The organism is Pseudomonas fjordensis (assembly GCF_976987115.1).
The window spans coordinates 2,868,947-2,889,382 of the sequence record NZ_OZ336860.1; the positions used below are offsets into that span (position 1 = coordinate 2,868,947).

General features: G+C 60.8%; 18 protein-coding genes. 8 read left to right on the forward strand and 10 right to left on the reverse strand.

Features of this window, described 5'->3' with window-relative positions:
• Positions 1 to 433: 433 nt before the first annotated feature.
• Positions 434 to 1,381, forward strand: a complete 948-nt coding sequence (locus ACWHXD_RS12895) for a polyprenyl synthetase family protein (RefSeq protein WP_138762577.1) — start codon at positions 434 to 436, stop codon at positions 1,379 to 1,381.
• Between the two features lie 77 nt (positions 1,382 to 1,458).
• Here the strand turns inward: ACWHXD_RS12895 and ampC are convergent, their stop codons facing one another.
• Entirely contained in the window at positions 1,459 to 2,601 is a 1,143-nt protein-coding gene (gene ampC, locus ACWHXD_RS12900; protein ID WP_138762578.1) for a class C beta-lactamase, read from the reverse strand.
• 130 nt (positions 2,602 to 2,731) lie between these two features.
• On the opposite strand from ampC, the gene ACWHXD_RS12905 reads away from it, so the two are divergent.
• Positions 2,732 to 3,607 carry a LysR family transcriptional regulator gene (locus ACWHXD_RS12905; protein WP_032897463.1) on the forward strand — a complete coding sequence of 292 codons (876 nt, stop codon included), beginning with the start codon at positions 2,732 to 2,734 and terminating at the stop codon, positions 3,605 to 3,607.
• Here the strand turns inward: ACWHXD_RS12905 and ACWHXD_RS12910 are convergent.
• Genes ACWHXD_RS12910 through ACWHXD_RS12920 form a run of 3 tightly spaced genes read right to left on the reverse strand, consistent with a single transcriptional unit; the run spans position 3,573 to position 5,387 of the window.
• On the reverse strand, positions 3,573 to 3,899 hold the full coding sequence (locus tag ACWHXD_RS12910; RefSeq protein ID WP_078467504.1) for a hypothetical protein: 327 nt from the start codon (positions 3,897 to 3,899) through the stop codon (positions 3,573 to 3,575). The two genes, ACWHXD_RS12905 and ACWHXD_RS12910, sit on opposite strands and share 35 nt — an antisense overlap.
• Positions 3,900 to 3,954: 55 nt before the next feature.
• Complete coding sequence (locus ACWHXD_RS12915) at positions 3,955 to 4,449, reverse strand: PaaI family thioesterase (RefSeq protein ID WP_034135447.1); 495 nt, start codon at positions 4,447 to 4,449, stop codon at positions 3,955 to 3,957.
• A 47-nt stretch (positions 4,450 to 4,496) separates the two neighbouring features.
• On the reverse strand, positions 4,497 to 5,387 hold the full coding sequence (locus ACWHXD_RS12920; RefSeq protein WP_138762579.1) for a DMT family transporter: 891 nt from the start codon (positions 5,385 to 5,387) through the stop codon (positions 4,497 to 4,499).
• Between the two features lie 86 nt (positions 5,388 to 5,473).
• Between ACWHXD_RS12920 and ACWHXD_RS12925 the strand changes: the two genes are divergently transcribed.
• Positions 5,474 to 6,799, forward strand: a complete 1,326-nt coding sequence (locus tag ACWHXD_RS12925) for an aminotransferase-like domain-containing protein (RefSeq protein ID WP_098951723.1) — start codon at positions 5,474 to 5,476, stop codon at positions 6,797 to 6,799.
• Between the two features lie 662 nt (positions 6,800 to 7,461).
• Here ACWHXD_RS12925 and ACWHXD_RS12930 read toward each other — a convergent pair.
• Positions 7,462 to 9,171, reverse strand: coding sequence for an amidase (locus ACWHXD_RS12930; protein ID WP_138762580.1), 1,710 nt, complete (start codon positions 9,169 to 9,171; stop codon positions 7,462 to 7,464).
• Positions 9,172 to 9,361: 190 nt separating this feature from the next.
• On the opposite strand from ACWHXD_RS12930, the gene ACWHXD_RS12935 reads away from it, so the two are divergent.
• Positions 9,362 to 9,676, forward strand: coding sequence for a DUF2834 domain-containing protein (locus ACWHXD_RS12935; RefSeq protein WP_014718650.1), 315 nt, complete (start codon positions 9,362 to 9,364; stop codon positions 9,674 to 9,676).
• A gap of 557 nt (positions 9,677 to 10,233) precedes the next feature.
• Here ACWHXD_RS12935 and ACWHXD_RS12940 read toward each other — a convergent pair.
• Positions 10,234 to 11,445 carry an MFS transporter gene (locus tag ACWHXD_RS12940; protein ID WP_138762581.1) on the reverse strand — a complete coding sequence of 404 codons (1,212 nt, stop codon included), beginning with the start codon at positions 11,443 to 11,445 and terminating at the stop codon, positions 10,234 to 10,236.
• Positions 11,446 to 11,547: 102 nt separating this feature from the next.
• On the opposite strand from ACWHXD_RS12940, the gene ACWHXD_RS12945 reads away from it, so the two are divergent.
• Entirely contained in the window at positions 11,548 to 12,369 is an 822-nt protein-coding gene (locus ACWHXD_RS12945) for an AraC family transcriptional regulator (protein WP_034135456.1), read from the forward strand.
• Here ACWHXD_RS12945 and ACWHXD_RS12950 read toward each other — a convergent pair.
• The gene (locus tag ACWHXD_RS12950) at positions 12,362 to 13,552 is read right to left on the reverse strand and encodes an MFS transporter (RefSeq protein ID WP_138762582.1); all 1,191 of its coding nucleotides are present in this window, start codon (positions 13,550 to 13,552) and stop codon (positions 12,362 to 12,364) included. The genes ACWHXD_RS12945 and ACWHXD_RS12950 overlap by 8 nt on opposite strands.
• Entirely contained in the window at positions 13,549 to 14,571 is a 1,023-nt protein-coding gene (locus ACWHXD_RS12955; protein ID WP_138762583.1) for an alpha/beta hydrolase, read from the reverse strand. Before ACWHXD_RS12955 ends, ACWHXD_RS12950 begins: the two co-directional genes overlap by 4 nt.
• A gap of 163 nt (positions 14,572 to 14,734) precedes the next feature.
• Between ACWHXD_RS12955 and ACWHXD_RS12960 the strand changes: the two genes are divergently transcribed.
• On the forward strand, positions 14,735 to 15,658 hold the full coding sequence (locus ACWHXD_RS12960) for an AraC family transcriptional regulator (RefSeq protein WP_032892102.1): 924 nt from the start codon (positions 14,735 to 14,737) through the stop codon (positions 15,656 to 15,658).
• Here the strand turns inward: ACWHXD_RS12960 and ACWHXD_RS12965 are convergent.
• Positions 15,633 to 16,139 carry a GAF domain-containing protein gene (locus tag ACWHXD_RS12965; RefSeq protein ID WP_032892101.1) on the reverse strand — a complete coding sequence of 169 codons (507 nt, stop codon included), beginning with the start codon at positions 16,137 to 16,139 and terminating at the stop codon, positions 15,633 to 15,635. The genes ACWHXD_RS12960 and ACWHXD_RS12965 overlap by 26 nt on opposite strands.
• 53 nt (positions 16,140 to 16,192) lie before the next feature.
• On the reverse strand, positions 16,193 to 17,695 hold the full coding sequence (gene proP / locus ACWHXD_RS12970; RefSeq protein ID WP_032892100.1) for a glycine betaine/L-proline transporter ProP: 1,503 nt from the start codon (positions 17,693 to 17,695) through the stop codon (positions 16,193 to 16,195).
• Between the two features lie 327 nt (positions 17,696 to 18,022).
• Here proP and ACWHXD_RS12975 point away from each other — a divergent pair, with 327 nt between their 5' ends.
• Together ACWHXD_RS12975 and ACWHXD_RS12980 are read left to right on the forward strand one after the other, a co-directional pair.
• Positions 18,023 to 18,553, forward strand: a complete 531-nt coding sequence (locus ACWHXD_RS12975) for a GNAT family N-acetyltransferase (RefSeq protein WP_138762584.1) — start codon at positions 18,023 to 18,025, stop codon at positions 18,551 to 18,553.
• Positions 18,554 to 18,696: 143 nt separating this feature from the next.
• Positions 18,697 to 20,100 carry an MFS transporter gene (locus ACWHXD_RS12980; RefSeq protein ID WP_138762585.1) on the forward strand — a complete coding sequence of 468 codons (1,404 nt, stop codon included), beginning with the start codon at positions 18,697 to 18,699 and terminating at the stop codon, positions 20,098 to 20,100.
• The last annotated feature ends 336 nt before the right edge of the window (positions 20,101 to 20,436 follow it).

A 20,436-nucleotide genomic window follows, 5' to 3' on the forward strand; every position in this document is an offset into this window, starting at 1 on the left:
GATAAGTCGCCGTCTCAAGCCATCGGGGTAAATGAAAGGGGCCGATGGGGTGTTGGACATCAAGGCGTGGTGAAGAGGGCGAGGTTCTTCCCCGCGAGCCTGATCGCGCTGACATACGATGTAACCTGTAACGTTAGAGTGCGTCGATAAGTAGCAAGACAAGTTATAGCACTCAGTGTTGTAGCGTCTGGTGCGCTCTCAATAGGGATTTGGAATCGATGCGCTGAACCTTATGAATAAATAGACTGTGTTTTTGCGCGCCGTGGAATGTTGTGTCCTTGTGCCTCTTAAAAAAATGGCTAACCTTCTCAGAAGGTTAATGATGATCACGTAAAGCGGTGGCCTGCGCAGGGTTGAAGGTCTTTTACACGTGAAGAACGTAGAAGACAGTGAGTGTTGAGGCGCTCACGCGGTCAACAACGAGGCCTATGAGATGAACCCTTTCTGCTCGTCATTCGATGACACTTGGTACTTAAACGCCAGGGCCCAGTGGTCTGAGCCTTTTGCTTATCAAGAGCGTTTCCCCGGTAAAGCCGTAAGAACAGAACTCATGTGGGCACTCTCGGTGTTCTACGGCTTGCCTTCTGTCCAGACTCACACCCTCTGCGCGGCCATCGAAAAGATGAATCTTTCCTCATTGATTCATGACGATTTACTGGATGGGGATACGGTGCGCCGTGGTGTTCCAACGGTATGGAAGCAATACGGTACGGAGGTTGCTCTGGTGTCGGGGATGTATGGGTACCTGGAAGGTCTTCAGCTCCTGGCCAAGCTCAACAACTTGAATGTTGTGCGGGCGGGTATAGAAAGCCTTGAACGTCTGCATGTTGGGCAATACCTCGACGCCAAAGCAAGTGCAGGTGACACATTGCCCACCTTGGAAGACTATGGCTGTATTGCACAGGCTAATACCGGCTGTTTTTTTGTGTTTCTGTTAAAGGCTTGCCAATGTCTGAAACCGTTGGAAACGCAGACCTATGTTCTGCTTGAACGGATGCTGCTGTTGATGGGCATCTATTATCGTTACGTCAACGACTATTGCGATATCAATCATATTCCGCACTTTGAAAAAAAAGGATTCGCCATGGATTTGGAGGGTGGGCCAAAGTCGTTCCTGATGATCTTGGCAGGCAAGGCACTGGTCAAGGGCGCGCTCACTTCAGATCAAAAAAAACAGATTATTCGAGAATATGGAGACGCAGGCGTATTTGACGCTGCCCTGGCGTTGATGGAAGAAACCTATGGGCAGCTATTGCGCTTTGCAGACGCTATAAAGCGGCGAAACCGCACTGTCAGCATTCACGCATTAAAGGGGTTTTTACGCAGCATTCATTTCCAACCTGAGCCCGTTGACAATTATTACGCAACGCTACTCAGGTAACGCCCTCCGGTGTGTCGCACCAGTCACTGAAGGTCGCGGTCAGAGGTGGCCGCGACTGTCGGAGACCCTGTCGTGGTTTATTGATCCATCGTGCTCAAAATTTCATAAGCCAACTTTACCCGCTCGGCATTCGGGTAGTTCTTGTTCGCCAGGATCACCACACCCATGTCCTTGCTTGGCACAAACGCCACATAGGCGCCAAAACCGCCGGTGGAGCCGGTTTTGTTGTAGAGCACGTTGGCAGGCTGCGCCTGGGCGGGTTTGAGCCAGTTAACCTTGTGCGGCTCCATCGCCATCGGTGTGGAGTTGCCCTCAAGCAACGCTTGCAGCGCGATGGGGTAGGGGTAGCGTTCCCAGCCCAGGCCCTGGGTCATGCCGTTGACGGTGTAGTAGCCGGCGTGAGTGGTGGCAATGGCCTGCTGCACCGGTTGCTCCAGATTTTGCGGGTGCATGTTCGCGATCACGTAGCGGGCCAGGTCCTGGCTGCTGCTTTTGAGGCCGTAGGCTTCGAAGTCCAAGGCGCCGGGGTTGACGCGAACCGGTTTCTGCTGGCTGTCATAGCCCTGGGCGTATTGGCCGGTCTTGTCGGCAGGCACGCGGGTATAGGTGTTGGTCAAGCCCAGCTTGGGCAGCAGGGTTTTTTCCATGGCGACGGTGAACGGCAGGCCCAGGCTTTTTGCGGTTACGTAACCGAACAGGCCAATGCTGGGGTTGGAATACAGGCGTTGTTCCCCCGGCGCATAAGTGGGTTTCCAATGCTGGAAATAATCCATCATGGTGGTTGCACTGTCGGCGGCATCCGGAAACTGCAGCGTCAGGCCGCCGGGGGTATAGGTCGCCAGTTGCAGCAGGCTGATGCGATCGAACGCGCTGCCAGCCAGCACCGGCAGGTGTTGGCTGGTCATGTCCGACAGCTTGAGCTTGCCGATAGCCTGGGCATACCCGCCGAGGGTGGCGTTGAAGGTTTTGCTCACTGAGCCGATTTCGAACAGGGTGTTTTCGGTGACGGGTGCCTGAGTGTCCTTGGCAGCGACGCCGTAATTAAAGTATTGCACCTTGCCGTGTTGGACGACCGCGACCGTCAGGCCGGCGATGCCTTGCTGTTTCATCAGAGGGGTGACGTGGCTGTCCACGACCTGGCGCATATCGGTGGCGGCCATGCAGCTGCCGGCCCCAAGCAATAAGGCTGAGATCGCATATTTTTTCAGGGTGTGTTTCATGCTTCGCTTCCATGTAAGTAAAGGCAATGACGATCGGAGCCTGCGCAGGCATGGCAAATGTAGGTGGATTTCCCAGAGCGGGCAAACGATGATATCTCGCACCAGCCATTAGAAAAATTTGGGCCAAGCCATGTTGCGTTCCCACCTGCCGCTCAATGCCTTGCGCGCCTTCGAAGCGTCGGCGCGTCATTTGAGCTTTACCCGTGCGGCCATCGAGTTATGCGTGACCCAAGCGGCGGTCAGTCATCAGGTCAAAAGCCTCGAAGCGCAACTCAACGTCACGCTGTTCAAGCGCCTGCCACGGGGCTTGATGCTCACCAGCGAAGGCGAATCCCTGCTGCCCGTGCTGCGTGACGCCTTCGACCGTATTGCCCTGACCTTGGATCAGTTTGAAGGCGGGCATTACCGTGAAGTATTGACCGTGGGGGCGGTCGGTACCTTTGCGGTGGGCTGGTTGTTGCCGCGCCTGGCGGATTTTCATAGCCGCTACCCGTTGATCGACTTGCGCTTGTCCACCCACAACAACCGCGTGGATGTCGCCGCCGAGGGCCTGGATTATGCCATCCGCTTTGGCGCTGGCGCCTGGCACGGCACTGATGCCTGCCCTTTGCTTGAGGCACCGTTGACGGTGTTGTGCGTGCCGCAGATTGCCGAGCAACTGCGCAGCCCGGCTGACGTGTTGAAGCACACCTTGCTGCGTTCCTACCGTGCCGATGAGTGGAACCTGTGGTTCCAGGCCGCCGGTTTGCCCAGCGATACCCGGGTGCCGCGCAGCGTGGTGTTCGACTCCTCGCTGGCGATGATGGAGGCCGCGCTGCAAGGGGCTGGCGTAGCACTGGCGCCAGCCTTGATGTTCTCGCGGCAATTGGAGAGCGATGTGATCCGCCAGCCGTTCGAGGTGGGGATCACGACGGGCAGCTATTGGCTGACGCGCTTGCAGTCGCGGGCTGAGACGTCAGCGATGGTGGCGTTCAAGGGGTGGTTGCGCGAACGGGTGGGTGTGTAGCCACTGGATAGGGTGGGTCACAGGGGACTTTTGTGAAACTGCCCGCAACGGGTGCAAGCGTTTCATAACTGTGTTCGCCATGTTGCACGCACAGCCAGTAATCGCCATAAGCATCCACGTGGTCGACTTTCCATACCAGGCCGCTTTCGAAAAAGAACCGATAGAGACCCTGTTCCTGCGGGCTGATTTCTGCGTTAGGCACGCAGGTGATCTGCAGGCCGAAGTCCAGCCAGGTCAGCTTATAGCTCTCGGTAAATTGCTCGCTCAGCCCCAGACAAATCTCACAGGCCATCTTCAAGTGTTCCTTATGCAGGGTGTCTGATCACGGTTGTCACTACGGCGCCGGATCAAACCTCGCGACCATGGGCGGCGGCAGCCAGTTGCCCGGTATCAACGCGCACGAACACCGAGTCGCCGACGGCGGTGAGCACGCCGCCTGCATACACTTCGCAGACTACCCGGCTTTTGCGGCCGACTTCGCCTTCGACCCGAGCCCGCAGGACCAGGGGCACGCCCATGGGCGTGGGCTTGATGAATTTGATCCCCAGGTTGCCGGTGACGCAGTCGATGCGCGGCAGGCTGCCGGGTTCACGCTGTTCGGCGCGGTAGTGGTAGGCCATGGCGGTCCAGTTGGAGTGGCAGTCCACCAGCATGGCGATCAGGCCACCGTAGACCAGGTCCGGCCAGCCGCTGTATTTGGCCTCGGGTTGGTGCTCGGCAATGACGTGTACGCCATCATCATCCCAGCGGCTCTTGATGTGCAGGCCATGAGGGTTGTTGCTGCCGCAGCCGTAGCAGATGCCTTCCGGCGCCGTGGTGTCCTGGAGAGAAGCGCTGTGCATGCAGAGTCCTTGTTGTTTGGCGACGCTTCTATTTAGCAGGCCAGGGGTTAGCGAGCAAACTTCTTCGCCCCGGCCACGCAGCCGATCACCGCCACCGTCACCAGCACCATGCCCAGGCTGACTTGTTCATGCAGCAAGCCGGCTGCCAGCGCCAGGCCGAAGAATGGTTGCAATAACTGCAACTGGCCGACCGCGGCAATCCCGCCCTGGGCCAGGCCGCGGTACCAAAACACAAAACCGATCAACATGCTGAACAACGCCACGTAGCCCAGGCTCAACCACGCCGGCAGGCTGATACCGCTGAGGGTGGCAGGCGCCAGCACCAGGCTCAAGGGCGCGACCACCGGCAGCGACACCACCAGCGCCCAGCAGATCACCTGCCAGCCGCCCAGGCTGCGCGACAGCTTGGCGCCTTCGGCATACCCCAGGCCGCATACCAGCACCGCCAACAGCATCAGCACATCGCCCGCGGGTGCGGCGCTCAAGCCTTGGGCAACGGCGTAACCCATCACCAACAGGCTGCCCAGAATCGAAAACAACCAGAACACCGGCCGCGGCCGCTCACCGCCGCGCAGCACGCCGAACACCGCCGTGGCCAGCGGCAGCAGGCCAATAAAAACGATGGAGTGGGCCGAGGTCACGTACTGCAAGGCCAGGGCCGTCAGCAGTGGAAAGCCGATCACCACGCCAAGCGCAACGATGACCAGCGGTGCCCATTGCTGGCACGTGGGGCGTTTTTCCTTGAATAGCCACAGCAGGCACAACCCCAGTAGGGCTGCGAGGGTGGCGCGGATCATGGTCAGGAACACCGGGTCGAACTCCATCACCGCCACGCGTGTGGCCGGCAGCGAGCCGCTGAAAATCACCACGCCGATAAAGCCGTTGATCCAACCCTGGGTGCTGTTGTCCAGAGTGCGTAGGCGAGAAGTGCGTTCCATGGGGGCGTCCTGAAAAGGCAGTTGCGTGCTGGGCATCCTAGGATTGAAGATTAAGACAATCAAAAAATTGTCATGGATACATCCTTATGCCCCGTGCTCGCTACAAGTCGCTAGTCGATACCTTCGCCGAGGCCATCCGCAGCGGCCAATTGCTGCCCGGCACACGGCTGCCCACCCATCGGCAATTGGCCGCCGAGCATGGCCTGGCGCTGGTCACCGCCAGCCGGGTGTACAGCGAGCTGGAAGCCATGGGCCTGGTCAGTGGCGAGACCGGGCGCGGCACCTTCGTGCGTGAGATTGCCTTACCGCCGGGGCAGGGCAGTGGGCAGATGACGGTTGCGGCGGGGTTGCTTGACCTGAATTTCAACTACCCGTCTTTGCCGGGCCAGGCCGAGCTGTTGCGCACGGCGTTGCGCCAACTTGCCCTGTCTGGCGATCTGGAGGCGTTGCTGCGTTACCAGCCCCATGCCGGTCGCGTGCACGAGCGCGCCGCCGTGGCCCGGCACTTGTTGAACCGAGGGCTGACGGTGCAAGCCGAGCAGGTGCTGGTGGTCAGCGGCGCCCAGCATGGCCTGGCGGTGAGCATGATGACCTTGCTCAAGCCTGGGGATGTGGTGGCGGTGGATGCGCTGACCTATTCGGGTTTCAAGGTGCTGGCCGAAACCCTGCACCTGGAGCTCGTCGCCATCCCGGTCACTGCCAGCGGCCCGGACCTGGAACATCTGCACAGCCTGTGTCGCCAGCGCCCGGTGCGAGCGGTGTACAGCATGCCGACCCTGCACAACCCGCTGGGCTGGGTGATGAGCCTGGCGCAGCGCGAGCGCTTGGTGGCGCTCGCCCGGCAGCACAACGTGATGATTATCGAGGATGGCGCCTATGCGTTTCTCGCCGAAGAAGCACCGCCACCCTTGGCGACCCTCGCACCGGAGCGCACGGTGTACATCGGCGGGCTGTCCAAGAGTGTTGCCACCGGGTTGCGCGTGGGCTTTATCGCGGCGCCTGTGGCTTGGGTAAGCGGCTTGGAACGCACGATCATGGCCACTACGTGGAACGTGCCGGGGGTGATGAGTGCGATTGCGGTGGGCTGGCTCGAAGACGGTACGGTGGCGCAACTGGAGGCGCAAAAGCGCGCCGATGCCCAGGCCCGACAGGCATTGGCGGCGCAGGTGCTGAGAGGGGTGAAGACCATCAGCCATCCGTCATCCTACTTTCTGTGGCTGCCGTTGGCGGAAGATGCCCGCGCCGATCAGGTCGCCATGACTTTGCAGCGTGCAGGCATCTCGGTGTCCACCGCCGAGCCGTTTGCGGTTTCGGCCCAGGTGCCCCACGCGCTGCGCCTGGCTTTGGGTTCGGTGCCGATGGCGGCGTTGTGGGAGGCGCTGGTGAAGGTGCGCAAGGTGGTGGTGTGGTGAATCAAGGCCCAGCGACAGGGCTTGATTTGAAATACGGCAAAAATGTGGGAGCTGGCTTGCCTGCGATGGCGGCCTTACAGTCGACACCGTAATACCGAGTACATATCCATTCCTGCGGTAACGGCCACCTAGGGTTCCGCTCTGACAGCGGGTCACTTTTGGAAGGACCCAAAAGTAACCAAAAGGTCCTCGCCCCACCACTCGGCACCTCGCTTGGGCTCGGTGTGCCCGTAATCCGCCAGTGATTTGGGGGGCCGCCGCCACGCGCCATCCATGGCGCGGGGCGGCTAAACCGGCATCCCTGCCGGTTTACCCCCCAAATCCCTGTCGAATTCCGGCCAGCGTGGTTTAACGGGGCGCCTGAGATCAAAAGCAGATCAAGATCAAGAGCGGCTCGCTTCGCATCGTGGTTACCTGTGGGGGGCAGGTTCGACGTCGCTGTCGATTGAACGGCTGCCATCGCAGGCAAGCCAGCTCCCACATGGAGTCGGCGCCGCGGCCAATTCTGTAGGAGCGAGCTTGCTCGCGAAAAACGTCAACGATAACCCGTGTTTGCTGAATGAACGCGGCGCCAGTGAGTTCTTCGCGAGCAAGCTCGCTCCTACAAAAAAGCCTTGACTGACTGGCATTAAGGCAAGTCAGCTCCCACAGGTTGACCGCGTTTAGCGGGCTGCCAACGGTGGCGTACGCGGCGGGATCATGCGTTTGCTGCCGGTGGCTTCGAACGCCGAGGCGAAGCGCAACAGCGCCGAATCGTCATAGGCGCGCCCGGCGAAGGTGAGCCCCACTGGCATGCCGATGTCTGCCATCACGCCCATTGGCACGGTGACGGTGGGCACGCCCAGGTGGCGGATGGCGAGGTTGCCGTTGGCGACCCATACGCCGTTGCTCCAGGCGATATCGGCAGACGCTTCGTTCACATCGGCATCCGCCGGGCCTACATCGGCCACGGTAGGGAACAGCACGGCGTCGAGCCCAAGGGAGTTCATCCAGTCTTCCAGGTCCAGGCGCCGGGTTTGTTCCAGGCCGCGCAGGCCATCGGGTACGGTGCTGATCTGGTCCCATGGGGTGATGCCGCGTTGGGCCATGCGCACGTATTCGTCCATGCCGGCGGCCAGGTCGTCTTCACGGTTGGGCAGGGTGCCGGGGTCGTGGGGGAATATTTTAGGCCCGTCTACATCGGCCAGGCGGTTCAGGTTTGGGTCGCCGTTGGCGCGCAGGAAGTCATCGAAGGCCCAGGCCGACAGTTCCCACAGTTCGTCGTGGAGGAATTCCTTGGAGACCAGGCCACGGGTAAACACCGTCGGCGCGCCGGGGCGGTCGCCTTCGCAGTTGGACACCAGCGGGAAATCCACTTCGATCACTTCGGCACCGGCGGCTTCCAGTGCTTGACGTGCGGCTTGCCACAGTTCGATCACCGTGGCACGGGTGTGGATCTTTTGCCCGGTCGGGCCGCCGATACCGGGTTTTTCGCTGGTGCCAGCCTCCGGGTCGGCGTTGATGTACATGCGCGGCACGCCAAAACGCTTGCCGGCCAGGCTTTCGCTGCTGACGGCGAGGGCCGCGTAGGACGCTGGGCGCACCGAGGTGACGCTGGGGATCGGCACCCAGGGTTGCAGGCGCCACAGGTCGCCACGGGTGTCCGGGTCTTCGGCCACCACGACGTCGAGCACTTCCAGCAGGTCGGCCATGGTGCGAGCGTAGGGCACCACCACGTCCATGGTCGGGGTCAGCGGCCAGTTGCCGCGCACCGAAATCACCCCGCGTGAAGGCGTGTAGGCACACAGGCCATTGTTGGAGGCCGGGCCGCGACCGCTGGACCAGGTTTCTTCAGCCAGCCCGAACGCGGCAAAACTGGCGGCGGTGGCGGTGCCGGCACCGTTGGAGGAGCCCGACGCAAACGGCGCGGTGAGGTAGTCGGCGTTGTAGGGGCTTTCGGCGCGGCCATACACGCCACGTTGCATACCGCCATTAGCCATCGGCGGCATGTTGGTCTTGCCCAGGCAGATGGCGCCGCCCGCCCGCAGGCGCTCAATGGTGAAGGCATCGCGCTGGGCCACCAGTTTGGCAAACGCCGGGCTGCCGGATGCAGCCGTCAAACCCTTGACCAGGTAACTGTCCTTGGCGGTGTAAGGGATGCCATCCAGCGGCCCGAGGGTTTGCCCCTTGGCGCGGCGCGCATCGGACGCCTGGGCTTCTTTCAGCGCTTCGGGGTTGCGTACCACCACGGCGTTCAGCGCAGTGGCCGTTTGCGGGCCATCGTAGGCGTCGATTCGCGCCAGGTACGCCTGGACCAGTTCAACCGCCGTGGTCTGGCCGGCTTCAAGCGCAGCGCGCAATTGGGCAATGGAGACTTCAGTAACTTGCATCACGTTTTTTTCGCCGCCTTCAAGTGGGGGTATGGCGGCAGTCTACGTACAGATATTTCACAAAACCAGCGCGGCATACTCGTGTAGGCGGCGCGCAGGACATCTCGAGAAAGACGTCAGCAGGATTGCCAGCGGCAGCCTCTTATCGCTAAGGTGGCCGCGCTGATTAACGTTGCGCTTCAAGGAAGAGACCATGCAAAAACCTTATATCGCCCTGGCGGCCTTGCTGGGATTTACCGTCTATACCGTGGCGACCATGCTCACGGCTGAGCAATCACTGCTGGCGTTTGGATGGGAACTGATGTCCAGACCCGATACGGCACAGGTGGTGATTGACCTGTATCTGATGGCGGTGCTGGCGTGTGTGTGGATGTACCGGGATGCGCGTGGGCGAGGGCGGTCGATGGCCTCAGTGTTGCCGTATTTTCTACTGACGGCAGTGTTTGTGTCGGTAGGGCCGTTGCTCTATATCGTGGTTAATGGGTTTTCTCGTCGGGCCATGAAGTGAGGCTTGTTGCTCCCGTGACGACCTGCCAGCCGACGCTGATCTACCTGATACATGACGATCCAAATGTGGGAGCTGGCTTGCCTGCGATGACGGCCTGACAGTCGACGTTTCTTTACCTGACACCCTGCAATCAAACTGTGGGAGCGGGCTTGCTCGCGAAGGCGGCCTTACAGTCAACACAGTTGGACCGTGTACATATCCATTCCTGCGGTAACGGCTACTTAGGGTTCCGCCCTGACGGCGGCTCACTTTTGAGAAGCGCAAAAGTAAGCAAAACGCTCTTGCCCCACCACTCGGCACCTCGCTTAGGCTCGGTGTGCCCGTAATCCGCCAGTGATTTGGGCGGCCGCCGCCACGCGCCATCCATGGCGCGGGGCGGCTAAACCGGCATCCCTGCCGGTTTACCCCCCAAATCCCTGTCGAATTCCGGCCAGCGTGGTTTGACGGGGCGCTTGAGATCAAAAGCAGATCAAGATCATGAGCGGCTCGCTTCGCATCGTGGTTACCGTTGAGCGCTACAGAGTTGTGTCGATACCTATTTGGCGCCCCGCAACCGATCAAACCCCTTTGGTCGACGGCAACAGTACCGTCAGGATACCCACCAACGGCAGGAATGAGCACAACTTGTACACGTACTCGATGCCGTGATGATCAGCGAGCATCCCGAGCAGCGCCGCGCCGATCCCACTGAAGCCGAACATCAGGCCGAAGAATATCCCGGCGATCATGCCCACATTGCCCGGCACCAGTTCCTGGGCAAACACCACGATGGCCGAGAACGCCGAGGCGATGATAAAGCCAATGACCACGCTGAGTACGGCGGTCCAGAACAGGTCGACGTAGGGCAGGGCCAGGGTGAACGGTGCGGCGCCGAGGATGGAGAACCAGATAACCTTTTTGCGGCCGATCTTGTCGCCGATCGGGCCACCAGCAAAGGTGCCCACGGCCACCGCGCCGAGGAACAGGAACAGGTACATCTGGGAGCTTGCCACCGACAGCTGGAATTTCTCGATCAGGTAGAACGTGAAGTAGCTGGTCAGGCTGGTCATGTACCAGTATTTGGAGAACACCAGCACGGCCAATAGCACCAGGGCGAAGGTCACGCGGCCTTTGGACAAGCCGTGGGTCGCCTGGCTGCCTTGCTTGAGCTTGAACAGGTTGAGGTGGTGGCGGTACCAGCGGCTCAAACCGTACAGCACCAGGATGGCGAACACCGCGAACAGGCCGAACCAGGCAATGTGGCTTTGGCCGTAGGGAATGATGATCGCCGCCGCCAGCAATGGGCCGAAGGCGCTGCCGGTGTTGCCGCCGACCTGGAAGGTCGATTGCGCCAGGCCGTAGCGCCCACCGGAGGCCAGGCGTGCGACGCGGGAGGTTTCCGGGTGGAAGGTCGATGAGCCCACGCCCACCAGCGCCGCCGCGAGCAATATCGCCGGGAAGTTGCCGACAAAGGCCAGCATCAAGATGCCGACCAAGGTGCACACCATGCCCGCCGGCAATAGCCAGGGTTTGGGGTGGCGGTCGGTGTGGTAGCCGATCCACGGTTGCAGCAGCGAGGCGGTCAACTGGAAGGTCAGGGTGATCAGGCCGACCTGGGTAAAGCTCAGCCCGTAGTTGGCCTTGAGCATCGGGTAAATCGACGGCAGCACCGCCTGGATCAAGTCATTGATCAGGTGCGCCAGGGCACAGGCGCCCAGGACGCGCATGACTAAGGGGCTTACTTGCGGGCTGGTCGAAGGTGCGGCGGGTGACGCTGTGACTGTGGACATGCGGGCATTCCGTACAAGGCAGCTAACAGGCGTGGAGGCGGGCGGCGGTGATGTGAACCGCCACTCCATCTGGACTCGGCGTTTATGCTAGATTCGGCGCCAATGCCTGTCTCGCGCAATTCGGGCAGAAACCATCGCAAAAAGGGCGAAATGATCAAATCACTGGATAAATTTCTGCGAGAAATCGATGAGGGCGACTGGGCCGTCATCAGCTCGGCCACCGATTACCCCGAAAACTGGGTGATCCCCGAACACAGCCACAACAAGCACCAACTGCTGTACGCCATTGGCGGTGTGATGGTGGTGTACTCGGCCCTGAGGCAATGGACGGTGCCGCCCAATCGTGGCTTTTGGATGCCTTGCGGTCAAGTTCACTCGCTGCGCTGCGTGGGTACGCTGCAGATGCGTAGCGTGTTCGTGCGCCCGGACAGCTTCCCCAACCTGCCGGCCGAGCCCAAGACGGTGACAGTCTCGCCGCTGCTGAGCGAACTGATCAAGGCCTCGGTCAGTTTGAAACCGCCATATGCCGAGGATTCACGCGACGCGCGGATCATGCACCTGATTCTTGATGAGCTGGCCATCCTGCCGGCCTTGCCGCTGTCTTTGCCGCAGCCTGCCGACCCACGCTTGAGCCCGATCTGCCTGGCGTTGCAGGACGAGCCGAGTGATGCCTCCACCGTCGCCGACTGGAGTGCGCGGTTGGGGTTGGACCAAACCACCATCCAGCGCCTGTTCCGCAAGGAAACCGGCATGACCTTTGGCCAGTGGCGCCAGCAAGCGCGGCTATTGCTGGCGCTGGAGCGCATTGCGGTGGGGCAGAAGATCATCGATGTGGCGTTTGAGTTGGGCTATGAAAGCCCCAGCGCTTTTACCAGCATGTTCAAGAAACAGTTTGGCAAAACGCCGAGTCATTTTTTCAAGTAGCGCCGCTCGCCATGCGCGCATGAGCCGTGCGGCGCGATGCCAGGTAAGCGAGCAGCGTGGCGATCACCAGCAAGGCGGCGCTCAGCTCGAAGGTGGCCTGATAGCCGCTCAAGTCGAATGCCACGCCACCGACGGTGGCGCCAGCGGCAATCGCCAGTTGGATGATGGCGACCATCAATCCCCCGCCGGCCTCGGCGTCGTCGGGCAAGGCGCGCGCCAGCCATGTCCACCAGCCCACAGGCGCAGCAGTGGCCACCAGGCCCCAGCAGCCCAGCAGCACAGTGGTGGCAATCGCTGAACCGCCGAACGCCACCAGCGCAAGGGCGATGCCGGCCATGATCAACGGGATGGCAATCAGCGTCGGGTAGAGGTGGCGCTTGAGCAAGTGCTCAATCAACACCGTACCCGCCAGACCGGCCAGGCCGAGCACCAGCAGCATCAACGACAGGGTGGACACCTCGACCCGGGTCACGCCTTCCAGGAACGGCCGCAGGTAAGTGAACAGCATGAACTGGCCCATGAAGAACAAGCTGACAGCGCACATGCCCAAGGCCACCTTGGGGCTTTTCAGCAGGCGCAGTGCATTGCCGGTGTTCGCTGCGCCGCTGTGCTTGAGCGCAGGCAAGCTCAGCCACAGCCAGGCCAGCGCAATCACGGCCACCGGCACCACGCAAAAGAATGCGCCGCGCCAGCCAATCAGGCCGCCGAGAAAACTGCCCAGCGGCGCCGCAATCACCGTCGCCAGGGCGTTGCCACCGTTGACGATGGCCAAGGCCCGTGGCACTTGGGCGGGCTCGACCAGGCGCATTGCCGTGGCCGCCGACAGCGACCAGAAGCCGCCAATCGCTACGCCAATCAACGCGCGACCGAGCATGAACACCGCGTAATTCGGTGCGAACGCCACCACGCTGCCCGAGACGATCATCAGCAAGGTCAAGGCCATCAGCAGGCGCTTGCGATCCATCCGCGCGGCAACCGCCGCGATCACCAGGCTGGTGAGCAGGGCAAACACCCCGGACACAGAAATACCCTGGCCGGCCTGGCCTTCAGTGATCTGCAAGTCAGCCGCCAGCGGTGTCAGCAGGCTGACCGGCATGAACTCGGAGGCGACCAAGGCAAACGCCGCCAGCGACATCGCCAGCACCGCGCCCCAGCGTTGCGGTTGAGGGGTCACGGAACTCACTGCAAGTGGCTCTGGAAGAAGGTGGTGAGCGTGTCAAACGGGATCAGTTCGACGCGGTCGTACAGGTCTACATGGCCAGCGTTGGGGATGACCAGCAATTGCTTGGGCTCGGCAGCGCGTTGGTAGGCGTCTTCACTGAATTCTCGGGAGTGCGCGTCGGCCCCGGTAATCAGCAGCAGCGGGCGCGGCGAGATCGTCTCGATATCGTTGAAGGGGTAGAAGTTCATGAACTTGACGTTGCTGGTCAGCGTCGGCCGGGTGGTGGTTTGCGATGAGGCGCCTGCCGGGGTGACTTCGCCGCGCGGGGTGCGGTAGAAGTCGTAGAACTCGTCGCCGATCGGATCGCCCGTGAGGCTCTGCGGCGTGCCACCGGTGTAGAGGGTCTCGCCGCCCTGGAATTCTACATAGCGCTGGTTGGCGGCCTGGCGCAGGATCTGCTGGCGCTGTTGCAAGGTCATGCCGTGCTTGAGGCCATTACGGTTGGCCGCGCCCATGTCGTACATGCTGACGGTGGCGATTGCCTTGAGACGCGGATCGATCTTCGCCGCACTGATCACGAAACTGCCGCTGCCACAAATGCCGATGGCGCCGATGCGTTCCCGGTCGACCTGTGGGCGAGTGCCGAGAAAGTCCACGGCGGCGCTGAAGTCTTCCACGTAGAGGTCGGGCAACACCGCGTTGCGCGGCGTACCGGCGCTTTGGCCCCAGAAGGAAAGGTCCAGGGACAGGGTCACGAAACCCTGTTCAGCCATTTTGGTGGCGTAGAGGTTAGCGCTTTGCTCTTTGACGGCGCCCATCGGGTGGCCGACGACAAGGGCTGCGTGCTTTGAGCCCGGGGCCAGGTGCTTGGGCACGAACAGCGTGCCTGCGACCTGCATGCCGTATTGATTGTTGAAGGTGACAGGTTCGGCCGTCACTGTGTTGCTGCTGTAGAAGTTATCCGCACCGTTGGACATATCGGCTCCAAATGAAGAAAGAGAAGTCACCAGCAAACCCAAGGCGAGCAAGAGGCGTTTCATAGGGATGTTCCTTGTGAAGTGTCCGCACATTTTCCGGGTGACGGCAGGGCTTCTGTAGTGCATTTGAGTGGATTACTTGCCTGATCCTCTGAGTTTCAGCGCAAGGTGACGACGCCCGTGGCTTGCGCGGGTAAAGTGCAATGAAGCATTGAAAGGGTCTGCTATGACGTCCACTCCCACCCCCCTGAACGCGCTGATCCAGTCGATTGGTTCGCGCACGCCGTCGCCCGGCGACTACGCCATGCCGATCCCCGGCCTGGGCTTTTATCGGCGTGAGCAACCCGCTGCGCCGGTGGTGTGCATGGTGGAGCCGTGCATCGTGCTGGTGGCCCAGGGCGAGAAGCAGTTGTGGGTGGGCGGCGAGGGCTACCCCTACGACACGTCCCGGTTCCTGGTGACATCGCTGGACATCCCCGCCAATTCCGAGGTGCTGGCGGCCAGCCCCGAGCAGCCGTGCCTGGGGCTGACGTTCAAGCTGGACCTGCGCATGCTCACCGAGCTGATCGCCCAGGGTGGCCTGCCGCCGGTGCGTGAGCGTGCGGTCATGAAGGGCGTGGGGATCGGCACGGTCACCGACGGCATGCTGGCCGCATTCGCGCGCCTGGTGGCGTTGCTGGATGAACCCGAAGCCATCCCGGTACTCGCGCCCTTGATCCAGCGCGAGATTCATTACCGGCTACTGAAAAGCGACCAGGCCGGGCGATTGCGCCAGATCTGCTCGGTGGACGGGCAGGGCTATCGGATTGCCAAGGCCATCGACTGGCTGAAGTTGAATTTCGACGCCGCCCTGCGGGTGGAAGAGCTGGCAGCGCGGGTGCAAATGAGCGCGGCGACCTTTCACCATCACTTCCGGCAACTGACCGCGATGAGCCCGCTGCAATACCAGAAATGGCTGCGTTTGAATGAAGCGCGTCGGTTGATGTTGAACGAGCACCAGGATGTGTCCAGTGCCGCGTTCAAAGTCGGGTATGAGAGCCCGTCGCAATTCAGCCGTGAGTACAGCCGGCTGTTTGGGGTGCCGCCCAAGCGCGACATGGCGACCCTGCGGGGCAGGGCGGGTGTCAGTGATCTGCCGGGGTCAAATTAGCGTAGAAAATGCAGCCAATCAGCCGTGCGAACAGGCTCAGGGTTTCCGGCAGGTTCGGGTCGTCGAACAACATGGCCCGTGAGTCCAGCGCACACAGCGCGCCGAACAGGCGGCCATCGGGCAGGAAGATCGGCGCGCCGGCGTAGCTTTCGATGGCGTATTGCTTGACCACCGGGCGCGCCGCGAAACGGCCGTTCTGGCTGATCTGAGGAATGAACAGGGTGTGTGGGTTGATGCAGAACTCACTGCACAGGGTGGTTTCAAGGTCGAGTACGTCGTCGACGTTGATGCCCATTTGCAGCGGGTCATAGGCCGAACACACCACCCATTCCTGGTCGGTGAACTTGGCGATGCCGGCGAATCTCATCCCGGTCAGGCGGGTGACCAGCTTGAGGATGTTGGTGGTTGCTTCTATTTCGGCAATGGCGGCGCGCTCGTCTGCGCTGAGTAACCTGTGTGCGGCGGTGACGCTTGAAACCATGCTGAACGCTCCAATGGCGTGGTCGCAGGCGGCGACCACGCACAGTCAGGTTGTTAATTGATGCGCGGGTGTTGCTGTACCAGGTTTTCCCGCTTGGTTTGCAACGCGGCAATCTCGGCGTCGATGTCTTCGATTTTCTGCTCGATATTGTCGTGATGCTCTTGCAGCAGTTCCTTGGCTTCTTCCATGTCGGAAGCTGCCGGGGCCGCGCCACGCAGGGGTTTGTTGGCAGTTTCCTTCATGGTCAGGCCCGTGATCAGGCCAACCACTGCGAACACCATCAGGTAATAGGCGGGCATGTACAGGTTGTTGGTGCTCTCCACCAGCCAGGCCACGGCGGTCGGCGTAACACCGGCGATCAGTACCGAGACGTTGAAGGCACTGGCCAGGGCGCTGTAGCGCAGGTGGGTGGGGAACATTGCCGGCAAGGTCGACGCCATCACACCGATAAAGAAGTTCAGCACTACCGCCAGAATCAGCAGGCCGCCGAAAATCAGGCCGGTCTTGCCGCTGGTGATCAGCATGAAGGCCGGGATCGACAGGAACAGCAGGCCAATGCTGCCGGCGATGATGAACGGCTTGCGGCCGATCTTGTCGCTGACAAAGCCAATGAACGGCTGCACGAACAGCATGCCGACCATGATTGCGATGATGATCAGCACGCCGCTGTTTTCGGCATAGTGCAGGTTGTGGGACAGGTAGCTCGGCATGTAGGTGAGCAGCATGTAGTAGGTCACGTTGGTGGCCGCGACGATACCGATGCAGGTCAGCAGGCTGCGCCAGTGCTTGGTGGCGATTTCCTTGAATGAGACTTTCGGGCCGTGGCTCAGGCCTTCGCGGTCACCCTGTTCGAGTTTGTCGACATGCTGTTGAAACGCCGGTGTCTCTTCCAGCGCATGGCGCAGGTACAGGCCGATGATGCCCAGGGGCAGGGCGAGGAAGAACGGCAGGCGCCAGCCCCAGGCCTCGAACTCAGCCTCACCGAGCACGGTGGAGATCAACACCACCACACCCGCACCGAGGACGAAACCGGCGATAGAGCCGAAGTCCAGCCAACTGCCAAGGAAGCCGCGCTTGCGGTCCGGGGCGTATTCAGCCACGAAAATCGACGCGCCGGTGTACTCACCGCCCACCGAGAAACCCTGGGCCATTTTGCACAGCAGCAACAGGATCGGCGCCCAGATGCCAATGGAGGCATAGCCGGGGATCAGGCCGATGGCAAAGGTGCTCAAGGACATGATCACGATGGTGGCGGCGAGGACTTTTTGCCGCCCGTACTTATCGCCCAGTGCACCAAAGAACAGGCCGCCCAGCGGGCGAATCAGGAAGGGAACGGAGAAGGTGGCCAGTGCTGCGATCATCTGCACGCTTGGGGAGGCGTCGGGGAAGAACACCTTGCCCAGCACGTAGGCGACAAAGCCATAGACGCCAAAGTCGAACCATTCCATGGCATTGCCAAGTGCGGCAGCGGTGATCGCCTTGCGCATCTTGTTGTCGTCGACAATGGTGATGTCTTTCAATCCGATGGGTTTGACGCGTTTTTTACGTAGTTTCATGCGGGCCACTCAAAAGCTGAACAGGGGAGGTGCCATCGCTACGATGGCACCGCTCTGTCAGTTCAGATACAAGTGGACACGAAATAATTCACCGCTTTGTGTATTTTTTCTCCCGGGGGTGAAAATGCCTGGTTCAGGAGGCCGATGCATGGCTACCGGAAAAACAGATCAAATGTGGGAGTTGTCGAGCCCCGGCGAGGCTACGAAGGCGGCGGCACTGTTGGCATTTGTGTTGCCTGAACTATCGCCATCGCGGCCTCGCTAAAGCTCGAACGCTCCCACAGGGGGTTGTCATTGTCAGTCAGGCAAAACAGGGAAGTCATTCATATGCCAAGCAGCCATTCACGCCTTACCTACCGCCAACCACAGGCCGCAGACGTTCAGCGATTGTTCGCGATCTTCGGTGATCCACAGACCCACTTGTTCAATCCTGCCGGCCCGCTGCCCAACCTGGCTGCAGCACAACGGCTATTGGATCACTGGCTTGAGCAATGGGCCTCCCAGGGTTACGGCTGGTGGGCGATTGCCCGCAAAGAGAGCCCCGAACACATCATCGGATTTGGCGGCATTGCGCCACTTAACTATCTGACGCTGCGGCGCATCAACCTTGGCTATCGCCTGGCTGTCGAGGCGTGGGGGCAGGGGTATGCCACTGAGCTGGGTCGTGACGCCCTGGCGCTGGCGTTCGACACGCTATCTTTACCGGAAGTCTTCGGGTTGGTGCGGCCCGATCATGCTGCGTCGATCCGCGTATTGGAGAAGCTCGGCATGCAACGCTTTGGCCTGCTGGATGATGTCCCCGGTCAAGCCCCCAGCCTGGTACTCAGGGTTTGTCATCCTACAACTGCACAAGCCTGACATTTTCCTATTCCACGTAAATCCTCGATAAGCGGCAATCTTTACGATTGACACTGCGTGGGTGTCTCGCTATAAAACTCGCAGTTGTACGACGACATATGACGTTACATATGTCCTACCTAACAAAAATAAAAAGTGATGCCATGAATCTGAACGAGCCCATCAGTGCCCTTCGTGTCGGCCAGGCGGTCGGCAGCTATCGCTGGACGATCTGCGCGATGTTGTTTTTCGCCACCACGGTCAATTACCTCGACCGCCAGGTGCTCAGCCTGTTGGCACCGCAACTCTCGACGCAGTTTGGCTGGAGCAACACCGATTACGCCAACATCGCGGCGGTGTTCCAGTTTGTCTACGCCATTTCCATGCTGTTTGCCGGGCGCTTCGTCGACAAGATCGGCACCAAGGCCGCTTATGTAGTAGCGATTGGTATCTGGTCCACCGGCGCGATCATGCATGCGTTTGCGGTACCGATGGGCGAGGGCATCGCAGCCGTCAGCGGTGCCATTGGCCTGGCGGTGATCCCAGTGTCGATTGCCGGCTTCATGCTCTCGCGGGCGGTGTTGGCGATTGGCGAAGCGGGTAATTTCCCGATCGCGATCAAGGCCACTGCCGAATATTTCCCCAAGAAAGAACGCTCCCTGGCCACCGGCATCTTCAACTCTGGCGCCAACGTCGGCGCGATCCTGGCGCCCATCTGTGTGCCCTTGATTGCTGGCATGTGGGGTTGGGAGGCGGCGTTTATGGTCATCGGCATGCTGGGTTTTGTGTGGGTAGCCGTGTGGGCCGCCGTGTATCAAAAACCGGAACAGCAAAAACGCCTGTCGCCTGAAGAGCTGGCCTACATCCGCAGCGACCAGACCGTACAGCCGTTCACCCCGGCGCCGACGGGCACCGCTGTGAAGAAAGTCTCCTGGTTCAAACTGTTGACCTACCGCCAGACCTGGGCGTTTGCCTTTGGCAAGTTCATGACTGACGGCGTGTGGTGGTTTTTCCTGTTCTGGCTGCCCACCTACCTGTCTGCCCAATACGGCATGAAAGGTGCCGATATTGTGATGCCGCTGGCGGTGCTGTACAGCATGACCATGGTCGGCAGTATTGGCGGCGGCTGGTTCCCCAGCTACTTCATGGCACGCGGCGATGCCCCCTATGACGGGCGCATGAAAGCCATGCTGGTGATTGCGCTGTTCCCGCTGGTGGTGTTGCTGGCGCAGCCGCTGGGTTACCTCAGCTTCTGGGTGCCGGTGCTGCTGATCGGCGTGGGCGCCTCGGCACACCAGGCGTGGTCATGCAACATTTTCACCACCGTGTCCGACATGTTCCCGCAGAAAACCGTGGCCTCGGTGGTCGGCATTGGCGGCATGGCCGGTGGCTTGGGCGGCGTGCTCATGACCAAGGTCGGTGGTTGGGTGTTCGACTATTACAAGTCCATCAACGACATCCATACCGGTTACATGATCATGTTCGCCATCTGCGCCCTGGCTTACCTGGTGGCCTGGAGCGTGATGAAGATGCTGGTGCCGCGCCACAAGGAAATCACTGACCTGTAGCTTTAATGCGACGCCGCTTGCTCCCGATACAACTGTATGGGCTGTAGCAGCAAACGCTAACTACGATGCGAAGCGAGCCGCTCTTGATCTGCTCTTGATTTTGATCTCAGGCGCCCCGTCAAACCACGCTGGCCGTAATTCGCCAGAGATTTGGGGGGTAAACCGGCAGGGATGCCGGTTTAGCCGCCCCGCGCCATGGATGGCGCGTGGCGGCGGCCCCCCAAATCACTGGCGGATTACGGGCACACCGAGCCTAGGCGAGGTGCCGAGTGGTGGGGCAAGAGCCCTTTGGTTACTTTGGGGCTTTTCCAAAGTGACCCGCCGTCAGGGCGGAAC